16 protein-coding genes are annotated in these 18,989 nt (G+C 66.5%); 9 read left to right on the top strand and 7 right to left on the bottom strand.

Translation table 11 applies throughout. The features are described from left to right. Window positions 1–33: 33 nt before the first annotated feature. Window positions 34–1,077 (top strand): type VI secretion system protein TssA, encoded by a 1,044-nt coding sequence (gene tssA, locus ACZZ0O_RS04255; RefSeq protein ID WP_463592305.1) that lies wholly within the window; start codon window positions 34–36, stop codon window positions 1,075–1,077. A gap of 316 nt (window positions 1,078–1,393) precedes the next feature. On the opposite strand, the gene ACZZ0O_RS04250 is transcribed toward tssA, so the two are convergent. Next, window positions 1,394–1,684, bottom strand: a complete 291-nt coding sequence (locus ACZZ0O_RS04250) for a DUF2782 domain-containing protein (RefSeq protein ID WP_055846968.1) — start codon at window positions 1,682–1,684, stop codon at window positions 1,394–1,396. Between the two features lie 78 nt (window positions 1,685–1,762). Here ACZZ0O_RS04250 and polA point away from each other — a divergent pair, with 78 nt between their 5' ends. Next, window positions 1,763–4,543, top strand: a complete 2,781-nt coding sequence (gene polA / locus ACZZ0O_RS04245) for a DNA polymerase I (RefSeq protein ID WP_463592304.1) — start codon at window positions 1,763–1,765, stop codon at window positions 4,541–4,543. 626 nt (window positions 4,544–5,169) lie between these two features. Here the strand turns inward: polA and hemF are convergent. From hemF to ACZZ0O_RS04225, 4 genes are all read right to left on the bottom strand, one after another. Next, window positions 5,170–6,069, bottom strand: a complete 900-nt coding sequence (hemF, locus tag ACZZ0O_RS04240) for an oxygen-dependent coproporphyrinogen oxidase (protein WP_463592303.1) — start codon at window positions 6,067–6,069, stop codon at window positions 5,170–5,172. A gap of 735 nt (window positions 6,070–6,804) precedes the next feature. Next, window positions 6,805–7,365 (bottom strand): hypothetical protein, encoded by a 561-nt coding sequence (locus ACZZ0O_RS04235; RefSeq protein WP_463592302.1) that lies wholly within the window; start codon window positions 7,363–7,365, stop codon window positions 6,805–6,807. Beyond that, window positions 7,362–8,078, bottom strand: coding sequence for an SH3 domain-containing protein (locus ACZZ0O_RS04230; RefSeq protein ID WP_115554904.1), 717 nt, complete (start codon window positions 8,076–8,078; stop codon window positions 7,362–7,364). Before ACZZ0O_RS04230 ends, ACZZ0O_RS04235 begins: the two co-directional genes overlap by 4 nt. A gap of 402 nt (window positions 8,079–8,480) precedes the next feature. Then, window positions 8,481–10,847 (bottom strand): S9 family peptidase, encoded by a 2,367-nt coding sequence (locus ACZZ0O_RS04225; protein WP_463602929.1) that lies wholly within the window; start codon window positions 10,845–10,847, stop codon window positions 8,481–8,483. A gap of 953 nt (window positions 10,848–11,800) precedes the next feature. Between ACZZ0O_RS04225 and ACZZ0O_RS04220 the strand changes: the two genes are divergently transcribed. After that, window positions 11,801–13,144 (top strand): AMP-binding protein, encoded by a 1,344-nt coding sequence (locus tag ACZZ0O_RS04220; protein ID WP_463592301.1) that lies wholly within the window; start codon window positions 11,801–11,803, stop codon window positions 13,142–13,144. A gap of 57 nt (window positions 13,145–13,201) precedes the next feature. Here the strand turns inward: ACZZ0O_RS04220 and ACZZ0O_RS04215 are convergent, their stop codons facing one another. Further along, window positions 13,202–13,552: a hypothetical protein gene (locus ACZZ0O_RS04215; RefSeq protein WP_463592300.1), complete on the bottom strand. Its 351-nt coding sequence runs from the start codon at window positions 13,550–13,552 to the stop codon at window positions 13,202–13,204. 188 nt (window positions 13,553–13,740) lie between these two features. Further along, window positions 13,741–14,748 (bottom strand): chorismate transformation FkbO/Hyg5 family protein, encoded by a 1,008-nt coding sequence (locus ACZZ0O_RS04210; RefSeq protein WP_161963162.1) that lies wholly within the window; start codon window positions 14,746–14,748, stop codon window positions 13,741–13,743. Window positions 14,749–15,336: 588 nt separating this feature from the next. On the opposite strand from ACZZ0O_RS04210, the gene xanC reads away from it, so the two are divergent. The 6 genes from xanC (at window position 15,337) to ACZZ0O_RS04180 (ending at window position 18,971) form a co-directional block, all read left to right on the top strand. Further along, window positions 15,337–15,606, top strand: a complete 270-nt coding sequence (gene xanC / locus ACZZ0O_RS04205; RefSeq protein WP_011260626.1) for a xanthomonadin biosynthesis acyl carrier protein XanC — start codon at window positions 15,337–15,339, stop codon at window positions 15,604–15,606. A gap of 37 nt (window positions 15,607–15,643) precedes the next feature. Next, window positions 15,644–16,327: a COG4648 family protein gene (locus ACZZ0O_RS04200; RefSeq protein ID WP_082473429.1), complete on the top strand. Its 684-nt coding sequence runs from the start codon at window positions 15,644–15,646 to the stop codon at window positions 16,325–16,327. Window positions 16,328–16,380: 53 nt separating this feature from the next. Beyond that, window positions 16,381–17,130: a lysophospholipid acyltransferase family protein gene (locus ACZZ0O_RS04195; RefSeq protein WP_055846997.1), complete on the top strand. Its 750-nt coding sequence runs from the start codon at window positions 16,381–16,383 to the stop codon at window positions 17,128–17,130. A gap of 71 nt (window positions 17,131–17,201) precedes the next feature. Further along, window positions 17,202–17,429, top strand: a complete 228-nt coding sequence (locus ACZZ0O_RS04190) for a hypothetical protein (RefSeq protein ID WP_236699212.1) — start codon at window positions 17,202–17,204, stop codon at window positions 17,427–17,429. Continuing rightward, window positions 17,426–18,400: an LpxL/LpxP family acyltransferase gene (locus ACZZ0O_RS04185; protein WP_463592299.1), complete on the top strand. Its 975-nt coding sequence runs from the start codon at window positions 17,426–17,428 to the stop codon at window positions 18,398–18,400. The genes ACZZ0O_RS04190 and ACZZ0O_RS04185 overlap by 4 nt, the downstream gene beginning before the upstream one ends. Next, window positions 18,324–18,971, top strand: coding sequence for a LolA-related protein (locus ACZZ0O_RS04180; RefSeq protein ID WP_463592298.1), 648 nt, complete (start codon window positions 18,324–18,326; stop codon window positions 18,969–18,971). Before ACZZ0O_RS04185 ends, ACZZ0O_RS04180 begins: the two co-directional genes overlap by 77 nt. Window positions 18,972–18,989: the final 18 nt, after the last annotated feature.

The following is an 18,989-nucleotide window of genomic DNA, read 5'->3' as shown; positions in this document are numbered from 1 at the left end:
CCCACCGCGGCGGCTCTCCCGATGGAGCCTGTCATGCACGACGACACTTCCCTGCAGACCTTGCTGGCACCGATCAGCGACGATGCCCCGGCCGGCCCGGACCTGGAATACGACCCGGACTTCCTGCGCCTGGAGCGCGACTCGGCCGTCCGCGCCGAGCGCACCCTGGGCGAGAGCGTCATCGCCGCCGAAGAACCCGACTGGGACAAGGTGCAGGCGCTGGCGCTGGAACTCAGCCGCCGCAGCCGCGACCTGCGCATCGCCAGCAAGCTGGGCGCGGCCTGGCTGCGCCTGCGCGGCCTGCCGGGCTGGGCCGACACCCTGGCGCTGATCCACGGCCTGCTGGAACAGCACTGGGACAGCGTGCACCCGCAGCTGGATGCCGACGACGACAACGACCCGACCTCGCGCATCAACGCCCTGGTCGGCTTGAGCGACCCGATGGGCCTGCTTGGCGCGCTGCGCACCGCACCGTTCGTGCAATCGCCGCGGCTAGGCCGCTTCAGCCTGCGCGACCTGCGCGTGGCCAACGGCACCCTCAAACTGCCCGAGGGCCAGACCGGCCCCAGCCTGGCCGAGATCGAAGCCTGTTGCCAGGACTGCACCCCGGAAACGCTGGCCGCCTCCGCCCAGGCCATCGGCGCTGCGTCGGCGCATGCGCGCGCCATCGATGCCTTGCTCACCGAACACGTCGGCACCGCCGCGCCGGACCTGCGCCCGCTGCTGACCGACCTGCGCGAGCTGGAACGTTTCGTGCTGCCGCACTGGCAGGCGCGCGACAGCAGCGCCAACCCCGCCGCGCCGGACGCCGACGCTGCGCCGGCCGGCGAGGGCAGTGATGGCGCGACCACCAGCGCCCGCCCGGCCGGCGCCATTGCCGGCCCGGACGATGTGCTGCGCCGTCTGGATGAAATCTGTGCTTATTACGCGCGCTGCGAACCTTCCAGCCCGGTGCCGATGCTGCTGCGGCGTGCGCAGCGCCTGGTGGGCTGCGACTTCCTGGCCTTGATGAAGGAACTGGCCCCGGCCGGCATCGACGACCTGCAACGCGTCACCGGCCCGCTGGAAAACGGCTGAGCGCGGCGAACGACACCTGGCGAGCAGTGATCAGGTGAATGTGGACAACGCGCTCAGAGACCAAGTGCCCGCGGGGGACATGCTGTACCGAACGCCGGTCGCACCCGCTGGGCGATGAGCGATAAGCGATAAGCGATAAGCGCCAGCGTTCTGTGAGCGGCCCCATCCACCCGCTCAGCCCAACAGGCAGCCGCACAAGGCGTGCCCGCAATCTCACCGACTGCCCTACGGCGGCAGCTCAACCAGCCCGCCGCCCACCTCCGAACAAAACGCAGTCATACCGCGCTGTTGCGAATCCCGAATCCCAACTCCCCAATCACCAACGATACAGCTGCCAATACACCTTGTTGACCTTGTCCTTCTCGGCATCGGTATGCCCGTCGTGGTCGCGGTCGTACAGGAAGTAGGGCGCACCGCGGGCCGGCGTCACGCGCACCATTTCCAGCTGACCATTGACGCGGTATTCGTCGACCTTGTCGCCATTCCCCATAGTCTTGCTGGTGACATCTGCGCCGGCCGGAACATCGCCACCCGCGCGGCCACCGCCGCTCGTGGCACAGCCGCCAAGCAGCAGCAACGGCAGCAGCAAAAGACATGCTCTCTTCATCGTCGTCATCCGTTTTAGGTCGTCGGTCAGTATGCGCTGGCGCGGTGTGGCGCGGGCGTGCAGCGTTAGAATTGTCCGATGAGCAAATTAGTCCTGATCGACGGGTCCAGTTACCTGTATCGCGCGTTCCACGCGCTTCCGCCGCTGACCAATGCCGAGGGCGAGCCCACCGGCGCGTTGTTCGGCGTGGTCAACATGTTGCGCGCCACCTTGAAGGAACGCCCCGCCTACGTCGCGTTCGTGGTGGATGCGCCGGGCAAGACATTTCGTGATGACTTGTATGCCGACTACAAGGCCAACCGTCCCTCGATGCCCGACGAGTTGCGCGCACAGGTGCAGCCGATGTGCGACATCGTGCATGCGCTGGGCATCGACATCCTGCGCATCGACGGCGTGGAAGCGGACGATGTGATCGGCACGCTGGCGCTGCAGGCCGCCGCAGATGGATTGAGCGTCACCATCTCTACCGGCGACAAGGACTTCGCGCAGCTGGTGCGTCCGGGCATCGAACTGGTCAACACCATGAGCGGCAGCCGCATGGATTCGGACGAGGCGGTGATCGCCAAGTTCGGCGTGCGGGCCGACCAGATCGTCGACCTGCTGGCGCTGATGGGCGATGCCATCGACAACGTGCCCGGCGTGGACAAGTGCGGCCCCAAGACCGCCGCCAAATGGCTGGCCGAATACGACTCGCTCGACGGCGTCATCGCCAACGCCGACAAGATCAAGGGCAAGATCGGCGAGAACCTGCGCGCCGCACTGCCGCGGCTGCCGCTCAACCGCGCGTTGGTTACCATCAAGACCGACGTGGCGCTGGCCTGCGGCCCGCGCGCGCTGGAGCTGCGCGAGCCCAATGCCGAAACGCTGGCCGTGCTGTACGCCCGCTACGGCTTCAGTCAGGCCCTGCGTGAGCTGGGCGGCGCAGCGGCCGCTGGCGCGCAGACCGAAGCCATGGCCGTGGCCCGTACCGAACCCGGCCGCGCCCGCGGCACCGGCTTCGTCTCCGGCCCGGCCAGCGCGCCGGTGGATCTGGACCCGGCCCTGGCCGCGCCCGGTCAGTACGAGACGATTCTCACCCAGCAACAGCTGGACAGCTGGATCGCCCGCCTGCGCGCAGCCGGCCAGTTCGCCTTCGATACCGAAACCGACAGCCTGGACCCGCTGCAGGCCAACCTGATCGGCCTCAGCGTCGCCGCCGAGCCCGGCCAGGCGGCGTACCTGCCGTTCGGCCACGACTTCCCCGGCGCGCCGGCCCAGCTCGACCGCGCCCAGGCGCTGGCCCAGCTGGCGCCGCTGCTCACCGACCCTGCGCTGCGCAAGCTCGGCCAGCACGGCAAGTACGACCTGCACGTGATGCGCCGGCATGGCGTGGAGCTGGCCGGCTACAGCGACGACACCTTGCTGGAGAGCTTCGTGCTCAATTCCGGCAGCGCCCGCCACGACATGGACAGCCTGGCCAAGCGCTATCTGGGCTACGACACGGTCAAGTACGAAGACGTGTGCGGCAAGGGCGCCAAGCAGATCAAGTTCGCCCAGGTCAGCCTGGAAGATGCCACCCGTTACGCCGCCGAAGACGCCGACATCACCCTGCGCCTGCACCACGTGCTCGGCCCCAAGCTGGCCGCCGAGCCGGGGCTAGAACGCGTCTACCGCGAGATCGAGATGCCGCTGGTGGAAGTGCTCGCCCGCATCGAGGCCAACGGCGTGTGCGTGGACGCGGCCGAACTGCGCCGCCAGAGCGCGGACCTGTCCAAGCGCATGCTCGCCGCCCAGCAAAAGGCCACCGAGCTGGCCGGGCGTACCTTCAACCTGGATTCGCCCAAGCAGCTGCAGGCGCTGCTGTTCGACGAGCTCAAGCTGCCCGCCGTGGTCAAGACGCCCAAGGGCCAGCCCTCGACCAACGAAGAAGCGCTGGAAGCCATCGCCGACCAGCACGAGTTGCCGCGGGTGATCCTGGAATACCGCGGCCTGGCCAAGCTGCGCAGCACCTACACCGACAAGCTGCCGGAGATGATCCACCCGCAGTCCGGGCGCGTGCACACCAGCTACCACCAGGCCGGCGCCGCCACCGGGCGGCTGTCCTCGTCCGACCCTAACCTGCAGAACATCCCGATCCGCACCGAAGACGGCCGCCGCATCCGCCGCGCCTTTGTCGCCCCGCCCGGGCGCAAGCTGATTGCCTGCGACTACTCGCAGATCGAACTGCGCATAATGGCCCACCTGTCCGGCGACCCCGGCCTGGTGGGCGCGTTCGACTCCGGCGCCGACGTGCACCGCGCCACCGCAGCGGAGGTGTTCGGCCGCACCATCGACACCGTCAGCAACGACGAACGCCGCGCCGCCAAGGCGATCAACTTCGGCCTGATGTACGGCATGAGCGCGTTCGGCCTGGCCCGCCAGCTCGGCATCGGCCGTGGCGAGGCGCAGGACTACATCGCGCTGTACTTCAGCCGCTACCCGGGCGTGCGCGACTTCATGGAAACCACCCGCCAGCAGGCCCGCGACAAGGGCTACGTGGAGACGGTGTTCGGCCGCCGGCTGTATCTGGACTTCATCAATGCCGGCACCCAGGGCCAGCGCGCCGGTGCCGAGCGCGCCGCGATCAACGCGCCCATGCAGGGCACCGCCGCCGACATCATCAAGCGCGCCATGGTCAGCGTGGATGGCTGGATCGCCGACCACGCGCAGCGCGCACTGATGATCCTGCAGGTGCACGACGAACTGGTGTTCGAAGCCGACACCGATTTCGTCGACACGTTGCTGAGCGAAGTCACCGCGCGGATGTCGTCCGCTGCTGAATTACGCGTGCCGCTGGTGGTGGATTCGGGTGTGGGCGATAACTGGGACGAGGCGCACTGACGCAGCACATCACGCTGATATGCTGAATGCGCAGACCAGACATAAGTTGGTCAAAAGATAATGCGCGCGCAGCAGGATTCGAGGAATGAATAACCGTTAAATTCTACATTTTTTTAACAGTTATCTTCACGATCCATCAATGTGGAAAATGGTGTTATATCCCTCGACGGGCGCAACGCCTGTCGGCAGATCTCTCCCATCCCCTGGAGCAGATCTCGGAGCGGAAACTCCTCCCCAAGTTTCCGTTCCCTGGCCCCGCCGACCTCCCCCTGGTCTGCGGGGCTTTTTTATTTCCAGCGTTCAGAGTAGCCGGAAAGACGCTGCGCTGCTGGACAGCATCCGCAGATTGCGCAATGGCTGCGTGAGCAATCACAAATTTAAATGGGGACGATTAACTCGCTCAATCAACACAGCGTTTCATTTGCGCAATTCAGGTTTAACTGTGAGCGACTCTGAATGCGTGAATCTGTGTGGATGACCCAACGGATAAAGGCGCTGAAACCAATCCCTGCACGGGGAAGATTTCAGCGCCCTCGGATGCATCGGGCGTGGCGCACTGCCTTCGGACGGCAGCAGCGCTGGCGGCCGCTTCACTCCGGCCCGCTCCGATCACGGCAACGTCAAAGTCAGCCCAGCCAGTCGCGCGGCACCAGGTAGTCCAGCAACCGCGCCTCGGCGCTGCCGGGCTCGGCGGTGTAGCCGTATTCCCAGCGCACCCGCGGCGGCAGGCTCATCAGGATGCTCTCGGCGCGCCCGCCGCTCTGCAGCCCGAACAGGGTGCCGCGGTCGTAGACCAGGTTGAACTCCACATAGCGCCCGCGGCGGTACAGCTGGAACTCGCGCTCGCGCTCGCCAAACGGCGTGTCCTTGCGGCGCTGCACGAGCGGCATGTAGGCATCCAGGAAGCCATTGCCCACCGCCTGCTGGTAGGCAAAGTCGCGCTCGAAGTCCTGGCCCAGGTCGTCGAAGAACAGCCCGCCGACGCCGCGCGTTTCGTTGCGGTGGCGCAGGAAGAAGTACTCGTCGCACCAACGCTTGTGCGCGGCATAGCGCTCCTCGCCGAACGGCGCGCATAGCGTCTGCGCGGTGCGGTGCCAGTGCTGCACGTCTTCATCCACCGGGTAGAACGGCGTCAGATCGAAGCCGCCGCCGAACCACGCGGCAACCACCTCGCCATCGCGCTCGGCGCGGAAGTAACGCACGTTCATATGCGTGGTCGGCACGTGCGGGTTGTTCGGATGAAACACCAGCGACACGCCGCAGGCCCGCCAGGTCGCGCCCGCCAGCTCAGGCCGGTGGGCACTGGCCGAGGGCGGCAAGCGCGTGCCGGACACATCCGAAAAGCCGATGCCGGCCTGCTCGAACACCGCGCCGTCGCGCAGGATGCGGGTACGCCCGCCACCGCCTTCCTCGCGCTGCCACAGATCCTCGGAGAACCGCGCTCGCCCATCGGTGGCCTCCACAGCGGCGCAGATACGGTCCTGCAGGCCGGTCAGATAATCGCGTACACGGTCGAATTCGTTCATGGCCCAATTCTAAGCCGTGCATCGCGGCCGGTGCGCTCACCCGAACGTGGCCGTTTGTCGCAGGGCGATGCGGAAGGTGGAGAAGGTCCCGCAGCGGTTAGCGTGTCAGGGTCAGTCGAGTTGGTCTGTGTGTAACGTTTCAGCACAGCACAGCAACCACTAAACCGCACGACACGGTGGTTTCCGTTCTTGAACAAAACCACCGACACACTGTCTGGTGCGGTGTCCTCGCCGCTTGCGGGACCGTTGTCGACATGGATGCCGCCATCGAGCCCGCAGGGACGGGTTGACGGTGTGTCCCGCGAGCGGTGAGGGCGTTGCGCACTCGATGTCTTCGCGTTTGCTGAAGGGCCCTTACCCGCGAACCATCGCAGGACACGCTGCAAGTACGTCCATGTAAGCTCCGTGGCGGCATCCATGCCGCCAAGGGTCCCGCGACGGTGAGCGGGCAAGGACCAGTCGCGTTGATCGGTGCCCAGGGTTTCGGCACAGCAACCAGCACCCCCCGACATCGCGCGACGCGGCGGTTTGGTTCTTCAGCAAAACCACCAGCAAACGGTCTGGTGCGGTGAGGGCACCGCGCCCTCGACTCACCAGGTTCGAAGATCGCCAGGCAACCGCAACATGCAAGCTGTCAGTCTTCTCAACGTGATTGACTAGCGCGGATCATTGGTTGCAAGGCAGCCGATCTGCGCGCGGACTGCATGGCCCTTGCCTGCGCCAAAGTCACTAGACCTAGGCAAACTCCGCGCGAACAGCTGGCTTGCACAGTCGCCAGGCCAGTGCTGCATGCACGCAGCCGATGGCCAGAGCGCCCGCGCCGGTGAGCACCAGCGCCATCTGTTGCGTGGCCTGCAGGCGTGCCTGCAGTTGCGGCCACTCCGGGCTGTGCAGTACATCGGCCGGCAGCATGGCCTGCACGCCGTCGAACAACGGCCCGATCAACGCCAGCCCGGCAAAATTGAGCAGCCCGGTGACGATCAGCACCGCCACAAACCCGATGCGCGCCCACTCGCGTCGCTGCAGCAGCGCCCAGCTCAGCCATGCAAACGCCACCGACAGCACCACCCCGATTACCGACAACGCCATGCCGTGGTCGATCACCCATTGCCACGATGGCGGCAAGGTCATGCCCAGGGGCAGGGCGAGCGTGGTGGCGTCGGGTACCGCCAACAGCACCACGATCTGAAACAGGTTGGCCAGTGCGCTGACCGCGCCCAGCAACAACGAGACCCATGCCAGCGGCGAGACAAAGCCGCCGTTCGATTGGGGCGATGTGCGCGGCGCTGCGTTCATTGCAGCGACGCGATATGCGCCGCGACTGCCGCCTGCCCGGGTGGGTCCAGCGCGGGTTGCAGCTGTGCGTACCAGCCGGGCAGGGCATCGGCTGGCAGACACGCGCGCAGCAACGGGGTGCTGCGCTCAAGAAATTCCTCGAAGAACGGCAGGCCGCGGACATACAAAAAGTGGCTGTCGGTGATCGACATGCCGGCATAGGCTTCGCGCAGCCACTCCAGATGCGGCAGGGCATGCGCACCGTGACCGGCGCGGGTCAGTGCGGTCAGGAAGCCGGTCCGCGCCGTGGCTGGCGAGGTGGAGCGCTCCTGGGCGTTCAGATCGTCGAAGGTCAGCAGCCATTGCTCGCCGCGCTCGACCTCGTTGCACATCACCGAGGTGGTGGCCAGCTGCAGCGCGTTGTGCGCGGTCGGCTCCAGCTCGTACAGCGCCAGCCAATACGGATACGCCTCGTGGTAGCGGTCCAGCGCGCTCAATGCCAGCGCGCACAGGCGCTGCGCATCCGCACCGGCCTGCAACTGCGCTTGCGCCGCGTTGTAGGCGCCCACGTGATCGCCGCGCTGAAACGCCGTCAGCGCCGGCTGCAATGCGGGGTCGATCTCGGCAGCTGCCTCGCCGGCATCGTCGCCAGGCGCCGTCGCTGCGGTGGGTTCTGCCCGCGGCGGCTTCGCCACGGCGGTCTTGCGTCCAAACAAACGGTCCCACAGGCCCATCGCGTCTACCTTGTGTGCGCCAGCAATGAGTGGGAAGTTGCCGCGACGCCGGCGGCGCACCGGTTCTGCGGCAGACCGGCGCAGAGGGCGAACGCACGAACCCTCTGCCGGTCCTGCGCCAAGCTTAGAGCCACTTGCGTAGGGAGAGGTGAGTGCAACGCAACCGGCGTGCGTGCTGGCTGAGCGACGCGTTGCAGTCGGCCCGATTGCCGCAGGCGTCTGCAGGCTGCGGCGATCGCTTCCTGACAAGGCGGCGAGCATTTTTCGCCCACCACAAGCTTCAAATGCGCATCTGTGACGTTGCCAGCGATGTGGCGCCTGGAAACGCTGCACCCGGCACTGCAACCAGCTGTGGGTGCCGGTGCCGGCAACGCCCGCCTTGCAACGGGCGCAGCGCGTCGGTCAGCGCTGTGGCTTCACCTGCTCGTTGAACAGCTTGAGGATGCGCTTGTACTCGTCCAGCCATGCATCGGCCCGGGTAAATCCATGGCGTTCCAGCGGATACGGCGCTACCTGCCAGTTGTCCTTGTGCAACTCGATCAACTTCTGCGTCATGTCCACCGAGTCTTTGAAGAACACGTTGTCGTCGATCATGCCGTGCGCGATCAGCAGATGGTCCTGCAGCCCGTCGGCGTAGTTGATCGACGAAGAGGTCTTGTAGGCCTGTGGATCGAGCTCGGGCGTGTTGAGGATGTTGGAGGTGTACTCGTGGTTGTACTGCATCCAGTCGCCCACCGGCCGCAGCGCCGCGCCGGCCTTGAAGGTGCCGGGGCTGCGGAACAACGCCATGTACGTCATGAAGCCGCCGTACGACCCGCCATAGATGCCGGCGCGTGCGCGGTCGCCCTGTTTGGTGGCGACCAGCCAGTCCAGGCCATCCAGATAATCCTCCAGCTCCGGGTGCCCCATGTTGCGGTAGATCGCGGTGCGCCAGTCGCGGCCGTAGCCTTCCGATGCGCGGTAGTCCAGATCCAGCACGATGTAGCCCTGCTGCACCAACAGGTTGTGGAACATCTGCTCGCGGAAATACGGCGTGTAGCGCTGCGACACGTTTTGCAGGTAGCCGGCGCCATGCACGAACATCACGATCGGATACTGCTTGCCCGGCTCGGGAGTCTGCGGCCCGTAATACTTGCCCCAGACCGTGCCGGCGCCGTGTTTGGACGGCACCTGCACGTACTGCGGTGCGATCCACGTCTGCGCCTTGAAGGCCGGCGTGCGCGTGTCGGTGAGCACCGTGGCCTGACCGCCCGCCGCCGGCACCACCGCCAGTTGCGGCGGCAGATAGGCGCCGGAGTAGCGCACCAGCAACTGCTGCCCATTCGGCGACAGGCTGAAGCCTTCCACGCCGTTCAAGGCCGTCACTTCGGTGAGCTGGTCGGTGCGTAGATCCAGCTTGCACACCTCGTAATCGCCCGGCCATTTCTGGTTGCACAGGAAATACATGCCACTGCCATCGGCGCTGGGCACCGGCATCGACACTTCCCAATTGCCGCGGGTGCGCTGACGCGGCTTGCCGTTGCCTTCCACCGTGTACAGCTGCGAATGGCCGGATTCTTCGGAGAGCAGCCACAGCGTGCGGTTATCGGCTAACCAGCCGAAATCGTTGAAGTCCCAGTTGATCCACGCGCTGTCGCTCAGCCGATGACGCGGTTGCAGCTTGGCGCTGTCCAGATCCACGCTGGCGATCCAGCGGTCCTTGTCGTCCACCGCGCGGATTTCCACCGCCACGTTGCGGCCATCGTCGCTCCAATGCACCGCCGGGCCGCTGCCGTCGCCATCGCTTTCCACGCGCACCGCGCGGTTGCCCTTGAGCGCGTCGCGCTTGGCGGCCTTGCGCAGTGCAGCCAGCGGGTCGGTGGCGATACCGGGCAGCGCATCGAAGGACAGCTGGCGCGCGCTGCCTGCGGCCACATCGACCAGCCACAGCGCATGCGCCACCGGGGCATTGCGACCGACGCGGGAGCGGGTTTCCTGGAATTCTTCGTAACCGGATTCGGTCACGTACTTGGGCATCTTGCCGGTCTGGCCTTCGTCGGCGTTCTTGGCCTGTGTCACCACCAGCAGGTGGCGGCCGTCCGGCGACAATGCGCTGTCGACGATCTCCACCTCATCGCCCAGATACACCGGCGCTGCTGCGCGCGTGACGTCTGCGCGCCGCCAGGCATCTTCCTGCGTGCGCAGCGCATCGCGCTGTTCGCGATCGCGACGCAGCGTGGCCAGCGTGGCCAGTTGCTGCTCGCGCAGCACATCGGCCTTGGGCGCGGCATTGGGATCGCGCTCGGCCTTGACCACCGCCACCTGCGCGGTGCCGCCATCGGCCCGCCAGTGGTACCAGTTGTTGCCTGCGCGCCAGATCGCACCGCCATCGCTGGCGAATTGCGGACGCGATTCGACCTCGTTGCTGCGGGTCAGCTGGGTCAGCGCGCCCGAGCGCAGATCACGCAGGAAAATATCGCCATTGCGTGCGAACAACATGCGCTGACGGGTGGCGTCGTAGCTGGGGTCGGCCGCATCCAGGCCGGCGCGCGCCGTGTCGGCCACGCGGTCTGCCGCTGCGCCGTCGATGCCCTGGCGATAGGTATCGCGCACCGGGCTGCCATCGCGCTTGAGCAGGTACTGCACCTGCTTGCCATCCCACTGCCACCACGCCTGATCGACCGAGGGCCCGATCCAGTCCGGATCGGCCATCACCTGTTCGATGGTGAGCGGTGCGGCGGACTGCGCATGCGCGGTGGCAGTCAGCAGCAGAAGGGTCAACGGCAGCAATCTGGGCATCGGAAACAACTGGACGCAAAGGAGAGCGCGCAAGCCTAGCAGTTCGCATCTGCGGCAGGCTTGGGCCACAGGTCATGCGCGGACGGCGTAACGCAGGGGTGGTTGCATGGCGGTGGTGCCAGACGGACGCGACTGTTATGTGTTGCTGCACGTCATTGCAACCGTAGTGCGTGGCACTGCTGCGTTGCGCCGAATGACGCTGCGGCATGCACGGCGTCGCATACGCGCATCACTGTGCGCTTGTGTCGGGTTAAATGCTTCAGCGTCATCGTCGGCGGTCACTGCGTACGCTGCGTTGCGTCATGACGCGTTCTCTCTGTCTACCGCCTCTGTCTGCAGCAGGCGTTGCGAGAGGCTGAAAGGTCACTGGCGGATAAGCGCGCGTGGATGTTGTGGATGCGGACGTTGCACGTTGCACGTTGCCGATGACGGCGCTACAGCTGCGCGTATGCCCCGCCAATTGGCGTCGCGGTTGTCACGGAGGCATGTTCCGAGCGCAGTGAGCGAACGCGTCGTCCCCATGCGCATAAGCCGAAGACCCGCGGTGGGCCTGGTGCCAGAAGGCGGCTTTACCGTCGCATGCAATGCTTGGCCACACATGCATGGCCGCCAACACTAGACGGAGATTCTGCGCACCTCAGCGCCCGATTGTTGAAAGGTGCTTGGCGCGCGATTGAGCTAACACAACAATGCAGTGGCGGTTCTGGTGATCAGTATCGAAGCCTGCGATCTACGACGTACGACCTCCGACGTGAGCGCGCGCACGTCAGACGGCGCGGACCCATTGCAGGATTTACCGGCGCAGCCATCCAGGTCCCGCGGTTGCCCGCCTGCCATCTGCGCCAGCTACGCGTCGCGGCCCTGGACAGCGGCCGGAAACCTCCCGACTTGCCAGCAGCCCGGGGGGCGGCCAAGCTAGCGCGCTTTTGCGATTGTCGATGCACATGTCCAGCCTGCCTGCTCCCGTTGTGTCCCATCCCATGGCCGTCGGCGCGCCTGGCCGGCCGTTGGCGTGGCGCGCGGGGCAGTCGGTGGATCTGGCGACCTTCGTCGCGCATGTGCATGGCCTGGCGCAGCAGCTGCCGGAGGGCCGCCATGCGGTCAATCTGTGCGAAGACCGCTACCGCTTCATGGTGGCGTTCTATGCCTGCGCGCTGCGCGGTCAGGTGTCGCTGCTGCCGTCGTCGCGCGCGCCGGCGGTGGTGGGCGAAGTGCAGGCCGGTCACGCCGATGCCTACTGCCTGGGCGATCTGGCGTTGGAGCTGGCGCCGCCGCGCTACTGGCAACTGCCGGACACGCTGCCGCAGGCGGACGGCCCGATTCCGCAGCTGGCCGACGATGCACTGGTGGCGATCGGCTTCACCTCCGGCAGTACCGGTCGCCCGCAACCCAATCCCAAGACCTGGGGCAGTTTTCTGACCAGCACGCGGCAGGATCTGGTCGCGCTGCAAAGCCTGTGGGCGCACACCGACGCAGTGCCGCACGTGGTGGCCACGGTGCCGCCGCAGCACATGTACGGCATGGAATTGTCGGTGTTGCTGCCGATGGTGACCGAGTTGGCAGTGCACGCGGGCCGCCCGTTCTTCCCGGACGATGTGGCACGCGCGCTGGCCGATATTCCCGCCCCGCGCGTGCTGGTGACTACGCCCGTGCATCTGCGTGCTCTGGTCGAATCCGGGGTGGCATTGCCGCCGCTGGCCGGCATCGTCTCGGCCACTGCACCGCTGGCACAGGAGGTTGCCGCCGCAGCCGAAGCGCGGTTTGGCGGAGAAGTGCGCGAGATGTTCGGCTCCACCGAAACCTGCGTCTTCGCCGTGCGCCGCACCGCACTGGAAGCCGCATGGACCCCGCTGCCCGGCGTGCGTCTTGAAACACAGGCCGCAGGCACCTTGGTGCATGCGCCGCATCTGGCCACGCCGGTGTTGCTGGCCGACATGATGGACGTCGCCGACGACGGCACCTTCCAGGTGCGCGGACGCCAGGCCGATCTGTTGGAAATCGCCGGCAAACGCGCATCGCTGGCCGACCTCACCCGCCGTCTGCTCGCCATCCCCGGCGTGATCGACGGCATCATCGTGCAGCTGGCGCCGGAGGCAGGTCAGTCGGTGGGCCGCATCGCCGCATTGGTGGTCGCCCCGACCCTGGACGACGCGCAGATCCTTGCCGGATTGCGCGTCAGCGTCGACCCGGTATTCCTGCCGCGCCGCCTGCGCAAGCTCGCTGTGTTGCCACGCAACGAAACCGGCAAACTGCCGCGCGATGTGGTGTTGGGGTTGCTCAACGGCTGAGCAGGTTTGGGCAATGCCCTCTGCAGGCCGATGCCAACGGCTGCTTGAGCGGATTGCTCACTGGCCGGGTACTGGATGAGCGCAGAGGTAGGCCGAGAAACGCGTCAGTAGCTGAGTTTTCTGCATCGCCTCCAGGGTCGCATGCACTTGGCAGGCCAATCCGTTCTGATCAGCACAGCGCGCATCTGCCGTGTTGACCGCACTCAAACGCATGCGATCACGCTGCGTCAGCTGTGCCTGAAACTCGTCCTGCGCAAAATCCAGATCACCTGGCGTGATCGATCTGATCCGTCGGGCTGGGCAGCGCCGATCTGCCTGATCTGCCAGCGCTTGAAACGCCGCTTGTCCTGCGTATTTCTGCGTTCCGGCAGGGCTTGCGGCCGCCAGGAGAATTGCGAGAACAAGCATGCTGTCTCCGCGAGAGCGTCGTCTGCTCGACTAAGCGCACGATCTCACCGATGTCGACGGTCTGCCAGCGGCTATGCGCCGCATGGTCAGTGGCGAGATGGGTAACAGCCTGGCCGCGAGCAATGCGGTATCTGCGCGATACATGCCGCACCCGGCTTTCACGGAACTACCGGCGGCCACGGCATCACTCAGCCATGCACACCATCGATCTCCACCGCCAGCTCATCGCGGCAGATCACTGCGTGCAGCAGCAGGCGCGGTACCGCGTCGCCAAAGCGGGTGTCCAGGGCCTGCGCGACCTTGGCCAGATCGTCCTGCTCGCGGACATACACCTTCAGGCGGGTGCCGGCACCGAACTGCGCGGGCAGCGCCGGTGCGTGCGTGCGTGCGGCGCCGAGCAGGGCATCGAAGTTGGCGAAGGTTTCTTCCAACTGCGCCAGCAACTGGCCGGTATGCATCGAGGCATGGCCCACCACTGCGGCGGTGCCTGACAGCAGCAGCGGCATGTCGCTGCCGGCGGGCGGCAGCATGGCGCGCGCAAAACTCGGCGGCTGCGGGCCGTATTGCCGCGGGTAGTTGTAGGCGCTGACCTGGCGCGGATTTTCCAGCGGCGTGCCGGCATCGGCGGCGGCCAGCCAGTAGATCTGGATGATGCGTTCGGCATCGCAGCGGCCCACCGCAGTGGCAGCCGGCAACTGCGCGACGTCGAAAGCGCCCAGGCCACGCGCGCGGCCCACGCAAAACTGGCGATAGCGCTCACGGTCGCCACTGCCCAGGGTGATGGCATCCAGGTAGTTCCAGATGCGCAGCAGGCGCGGTGTGGCGCTGCCGCTGACGAATGCGGTCAGCTCTGCATAGGCCTTGGCGGCGGCGTCTTCGATATCGACATCCTGCTCGTCGATTTCGATCACGCCGAACTGCAAATGCCCATCGCTGGACCAGGCGATGTTGCCGTCGCGGCCACTGCGCACCAGCGCATCGGTCCGCCACACCTCCAGCACATCGGCCTGATACGGCTGCAGCGGCACGCGCAGATAGCGCGGGTCGTCCAGGCGCGGCGCGGCATCGCCGAACCCGAACACCGCCAGCACCTGCGGATCGGTCAGCAGCGCCGCGGGGTCGGTCCGGTCGACATAATCGACTTGCAGGCGGGGATGGCGCAGCGGCTGCGCGGTCTGGGCCGGGGAAACAGTCATTGAGTCTCTCGTTGCAAGGTGGTGCCGTCGAAGCCGTGCGTGGACAGGCGCCGACGTGGGCGCCACACCTGCCGCACGTACGGCATCGTCGATAGGAATGTGAGTGCTGGGATGGCGTGGACTGCGCGCAGAGACTCGCCGTTAGGCAGGCGAGGGTGCAGCACCTGTACGTGCCGCAGCATCGCCCTACCGAGGCAGGCAGGCGTCAGCGCTGCTGTACAGCCAGTCGGGCCGCCGCCCCTGATCAGAATAGCCGGACACTGCGGTCCGGGAGCCGGCCCGGCTGCCGGCTTGGCGGTCGGGGTGGGGCGCACAACGGTGGAAGTCATCCTGAAACGAACCTGCAGCGGGCGAGCGTCATGCAGTCATGATAGCCTGACCGGCGGCCCGGACATCTGTGCGGCCGCCGAGATCCACGCATGCCGACCAACGCAATGACAGGGCGATCGCCGGCCGCGACGCGGGCCCGGCGCTCGGAATCGACAGGTACGCCACGTACACTGCCGGCTCGACGCGCCGTCCGCCACCTGCAGCACGCTGTCGGTGGCCTGCTCCGACTTTGACCGACCCTTACCCTGGAACTTCTGGATGTCCTCGCAAACCGCTGCCGAACGTGAACTGGCCGAACTCCTGGTCGAAAGTCTGAACCTGGAAGACGTCCAACCCGCCGACATCGATCCGGAGGCGCCGTTGTTCAACACCGGGCTGGGGCTGGATTCGATCGATGCGCTGGAACTGGCGCTGGCGATCAGCAAGCGCTATGGCTTCCAGCTGCGCTCGGACAACGACGAGAACCGTCGCATCTTCGCGTCGCTGCGCGCATTGTCGGCGCATGTCGAAGCCAACAAGACCGTCTGAGGTTCCGACCGCCGCGCCCAGCGATGTCCCGCCGTGGGTGCTGGGGCTGGGCGTGCTGCTGGCGGTGGCGTACTCGCCGCTTGCCCACTGGGCCAACGCCAGCCATCGCTCCGACCTGGCCGTGATCGCCGGCGTCATGCTGGTGCTGATGGTGTTGATCGAACCGATGGTCGCGCGGCGCGCGTGGGCCTGGGCGCTGGCGCTGGTGAGCCTGGCCGGCCTGGGCGCGTTGTGGCATTCGCCGCACGCCATGCTGGTGCTTGCGGCGCCGCCGGTGGTGTTCACCGGATGGGTCGCCTGGTTCTTCGGGCGCAGCCTGCGGCGCGGGCGCACTCCGTTGATCACCCGCATCGTGGAAGGCCTGTACGGCCGGGCCGGCATGGCAGTGACGCCGGCGCAATTGCGCTACACGCGTGGGCTGACGCTGGCCTGGGCGCTGCTGTTGTGCGGGCTGACCCTGCTCAACCTGGTACTGGGCCTGTGCGCCGAACCCAGTGGCGTGCTGGCGCAATTGGGTTATGCCTCGCCGCTGCCGATCAGCGACGAACGCGCCTCGTTGTTCGCCAATTTGCTGGTGTACGGCGTGGTTGGCGGGTTCTTTGTTGGGGAATATCTATTGCGCGGGCGCTGGTTTCCGCAGCGTCCCTATCGTAACCTGCCAGACTTCTTGCGCCAGATGGCGCGGCTCGGGCCGGACTTCTGGCGCGATCTGCTGCGCTGAGTGCGTGGCCAGGGGCAGCGACGTACGTGCACAGTTTCGGGGACAAAACAAAAATGCCGTTGGCAAGGATGCCGTCGCGCCTGGCGTGGGGTGTATTCAATCTGCTGCAATTGGCCTTCACGCTGACGTTTACCGCCGGCGGGATCGTGTATGCGTTGGTGCTGCTGGCGATCACCCGCGATGCCGATCGCCTGCTGCGCATGGGCGGCTGGATGTGGTCGCCGGTGCTGTTCCGCGGCGCGGGCGCCAAGGTGATCGTGGAAGGGCGCGAGCGGGTCGACTGGTCCAAGAACTATCTGTTCGTCAGCAACCACCAGTCCATCATCGATATCTGCGCCTTGTTCTACGCCTTGCCGGTGCCGCTGCGGTTCCTGCTCAAGGAAGAAATGCTCAAGGTGCCGTTCGTGAACTGGTATGCGCGCGCCACCGGCATGCTGTTCCTGGACCGCGACAGCCGCCGCGCCGGGGCGCTGGTCCGTCGGCAGGCGGCCGCGCTGTTGCGCGAGGGCAAACAGTTGTGTCTGTTTCCCGAAGGCACCCGTAGCCGCAGCGGCGAATTATTGCCATTCAAGGCCGGGCTACTGCAGGCCGCTATCGATGCTGGTGTCCAGGTTGTCCCGGTGGCGCTGGACGGTTGCGGCAAGGTGCTGCCGGTGGATGGTGTGTTCAGGGTGCGTCCCGGCATCATCCGCGTGCGCATCGGCGAGCCGATCGCGGTCACCGGGCCGGATGCACCGGATCGCCAACAATTGACCGAGCAGGCACACAAGGCCGTGGCTGCAATGCTTCAACCCAGGATCTGAGTTCCGCGCTTATGGATTTCGTCGTGCCGCATGATCATCCCTGCCTGCCCGGGCACTTTCCGGGTCGCCCCGTGGTGCCTGGCGTGGTCGTGCTCGACCATGTGCTGCAGGCCGTGGAAGCGCTGCATGGCCCGCGTGCCGCAGCACGGCTGCCGCAGGTGAAGTTTGTGCAGCCGTTGCTGCCCGGCCAGACCGCGTCGGTCATGCTGGAAGGCGACGGCCCGCGCTGGCGCTTCCGCGTGCAGCGTGCCGGCGAAGTGCTGGTCAGCGGCGAACTGGTGGCGGAGGCCGCGGCATGAATAAGCATTGGAAACAGCGTCCAGAAGGTGGCGGGCGCTTCGCGTTGTGGCTGATCCGCGGGATCGCACGGCATGCCGGGCGCTCGGTGGGGCGCGCGCTGCTGTACCCCATCACGCTGTACTTCCTGCTGGTGCGCGCGCCCGAGCGCGTCGCCTCGCGCGCTTATCTGGCACGCGTGCTGGGGCGTCCGGCCAAGCTGCGCGATGTGGCGCGGCATATCCATACGTTTGCATCGACCATCCTGGACCGCGTGTACATGTTGTGCGGGCAGATGCAGCGCTTCCGCGTCGACATCACCGGACTGGATCAACTGCACACGCAGATGGACCGCGGCCGCGGCGTGCTGATCTTCGGCTCCCACCTGGGCAGTTTCGATGCGCTGCGCGTACTGGCGACCGAGCGCCCGGACGTGCAGGTCAAGGTGGTGCTGGACAAGGCCCACAACCGCGCGATGACCGACCTGCTGGGCGCACTGAACCCGCAGCTGGCCGCCAACATCATCGATGCCGGCATGGACGCGACCTCGATCGTCATGGCGATCAAGGACGCCACCGATGCCGGCGCGCTGGTGGCGCTGCTGATCGATCGCCCGCGCGAAGGCGACCCGGCGTTGCCGGCGATGTTCCTTGGCCGCAATGCGATGTTTCCGACCTCGCCGTGGTTGATCGCCGCCGCGCTCAAGGTGCCGGTGGTGCTGGCGTTCGGCCTGTATCGCGGCGGCAATCACTACGAGCTGGCATTCGAGACCTTCAGCGAAGGACTGGATGTGCCGCGCAGGCAACGTGCGCCGGTGCTGGCGGTGCTCATGCGCGATTACGCGGCCAGGCTGGAACATTACACACGCTACGCGCCGTACAACTGGTTCAACTTCTACGATTTCTGGAACACCCACCATGCCGATGCGCCGCACCCTGCCGTGGATGCTGATACTGCTGTTCAGCGCCGCACCGCTATGCGCCGCACCGCCTGAGGCCCTGGATGTCGGCCAGGTGCTGCAGCGCCTGGCACGCCCGGTCCCTGCCAGCACCGAGTTCGTCGAACTGCGCGGCTCCGCGCTACTGAAAACGCCGCTGCGCGTGCAGGGCCATTACCGTCGCCCGGATGCGCAGACGTTGGTGCGCGAGGTGAGTGCGCCGTATCGCGAAACCACCACCTTGCGCGGCGACGAAGGCGTGCTCGAACGCGAGGGCAAAGCGCCGCGCAAGTTCGCCTTGAGCCGCGTGCCCGAACTGGCCGGGCTGAAGTCCGGCTTCGGCGCGCTGCTGTCGGGCGATCGCGCGCTGCTGGAGCAGCAGTATCGCCTCAGCGGGCAGGGCACAGCGCAGGCATGGCAACTGACCTTGCAGCCCAAGGACGCCCCAGTAGCCAAGCAGGTACGCGAGCTGCGTCTGTACGGCAGCAACGATGAGCTGCGCTGCATCGAAAGCATTCCGGCCAAGGGCGATGCACAACGCACGCTGCTGGCCGGCGCGGCACGTGCGGCTGCCAGCGTCAACGACGCTGCTGCGCTGACCACGCTCTGCCACGGCCCGGGCGCGTGACCACGCGCGGGCAGGTCT

The organism is Xanthomonas sp. AC360, assembly GCF_979258225.1.
Note: the sequence above shows the minus strand (reverse complement) of the source record. Positions and strands in the feature narration are given on the sequence as shown.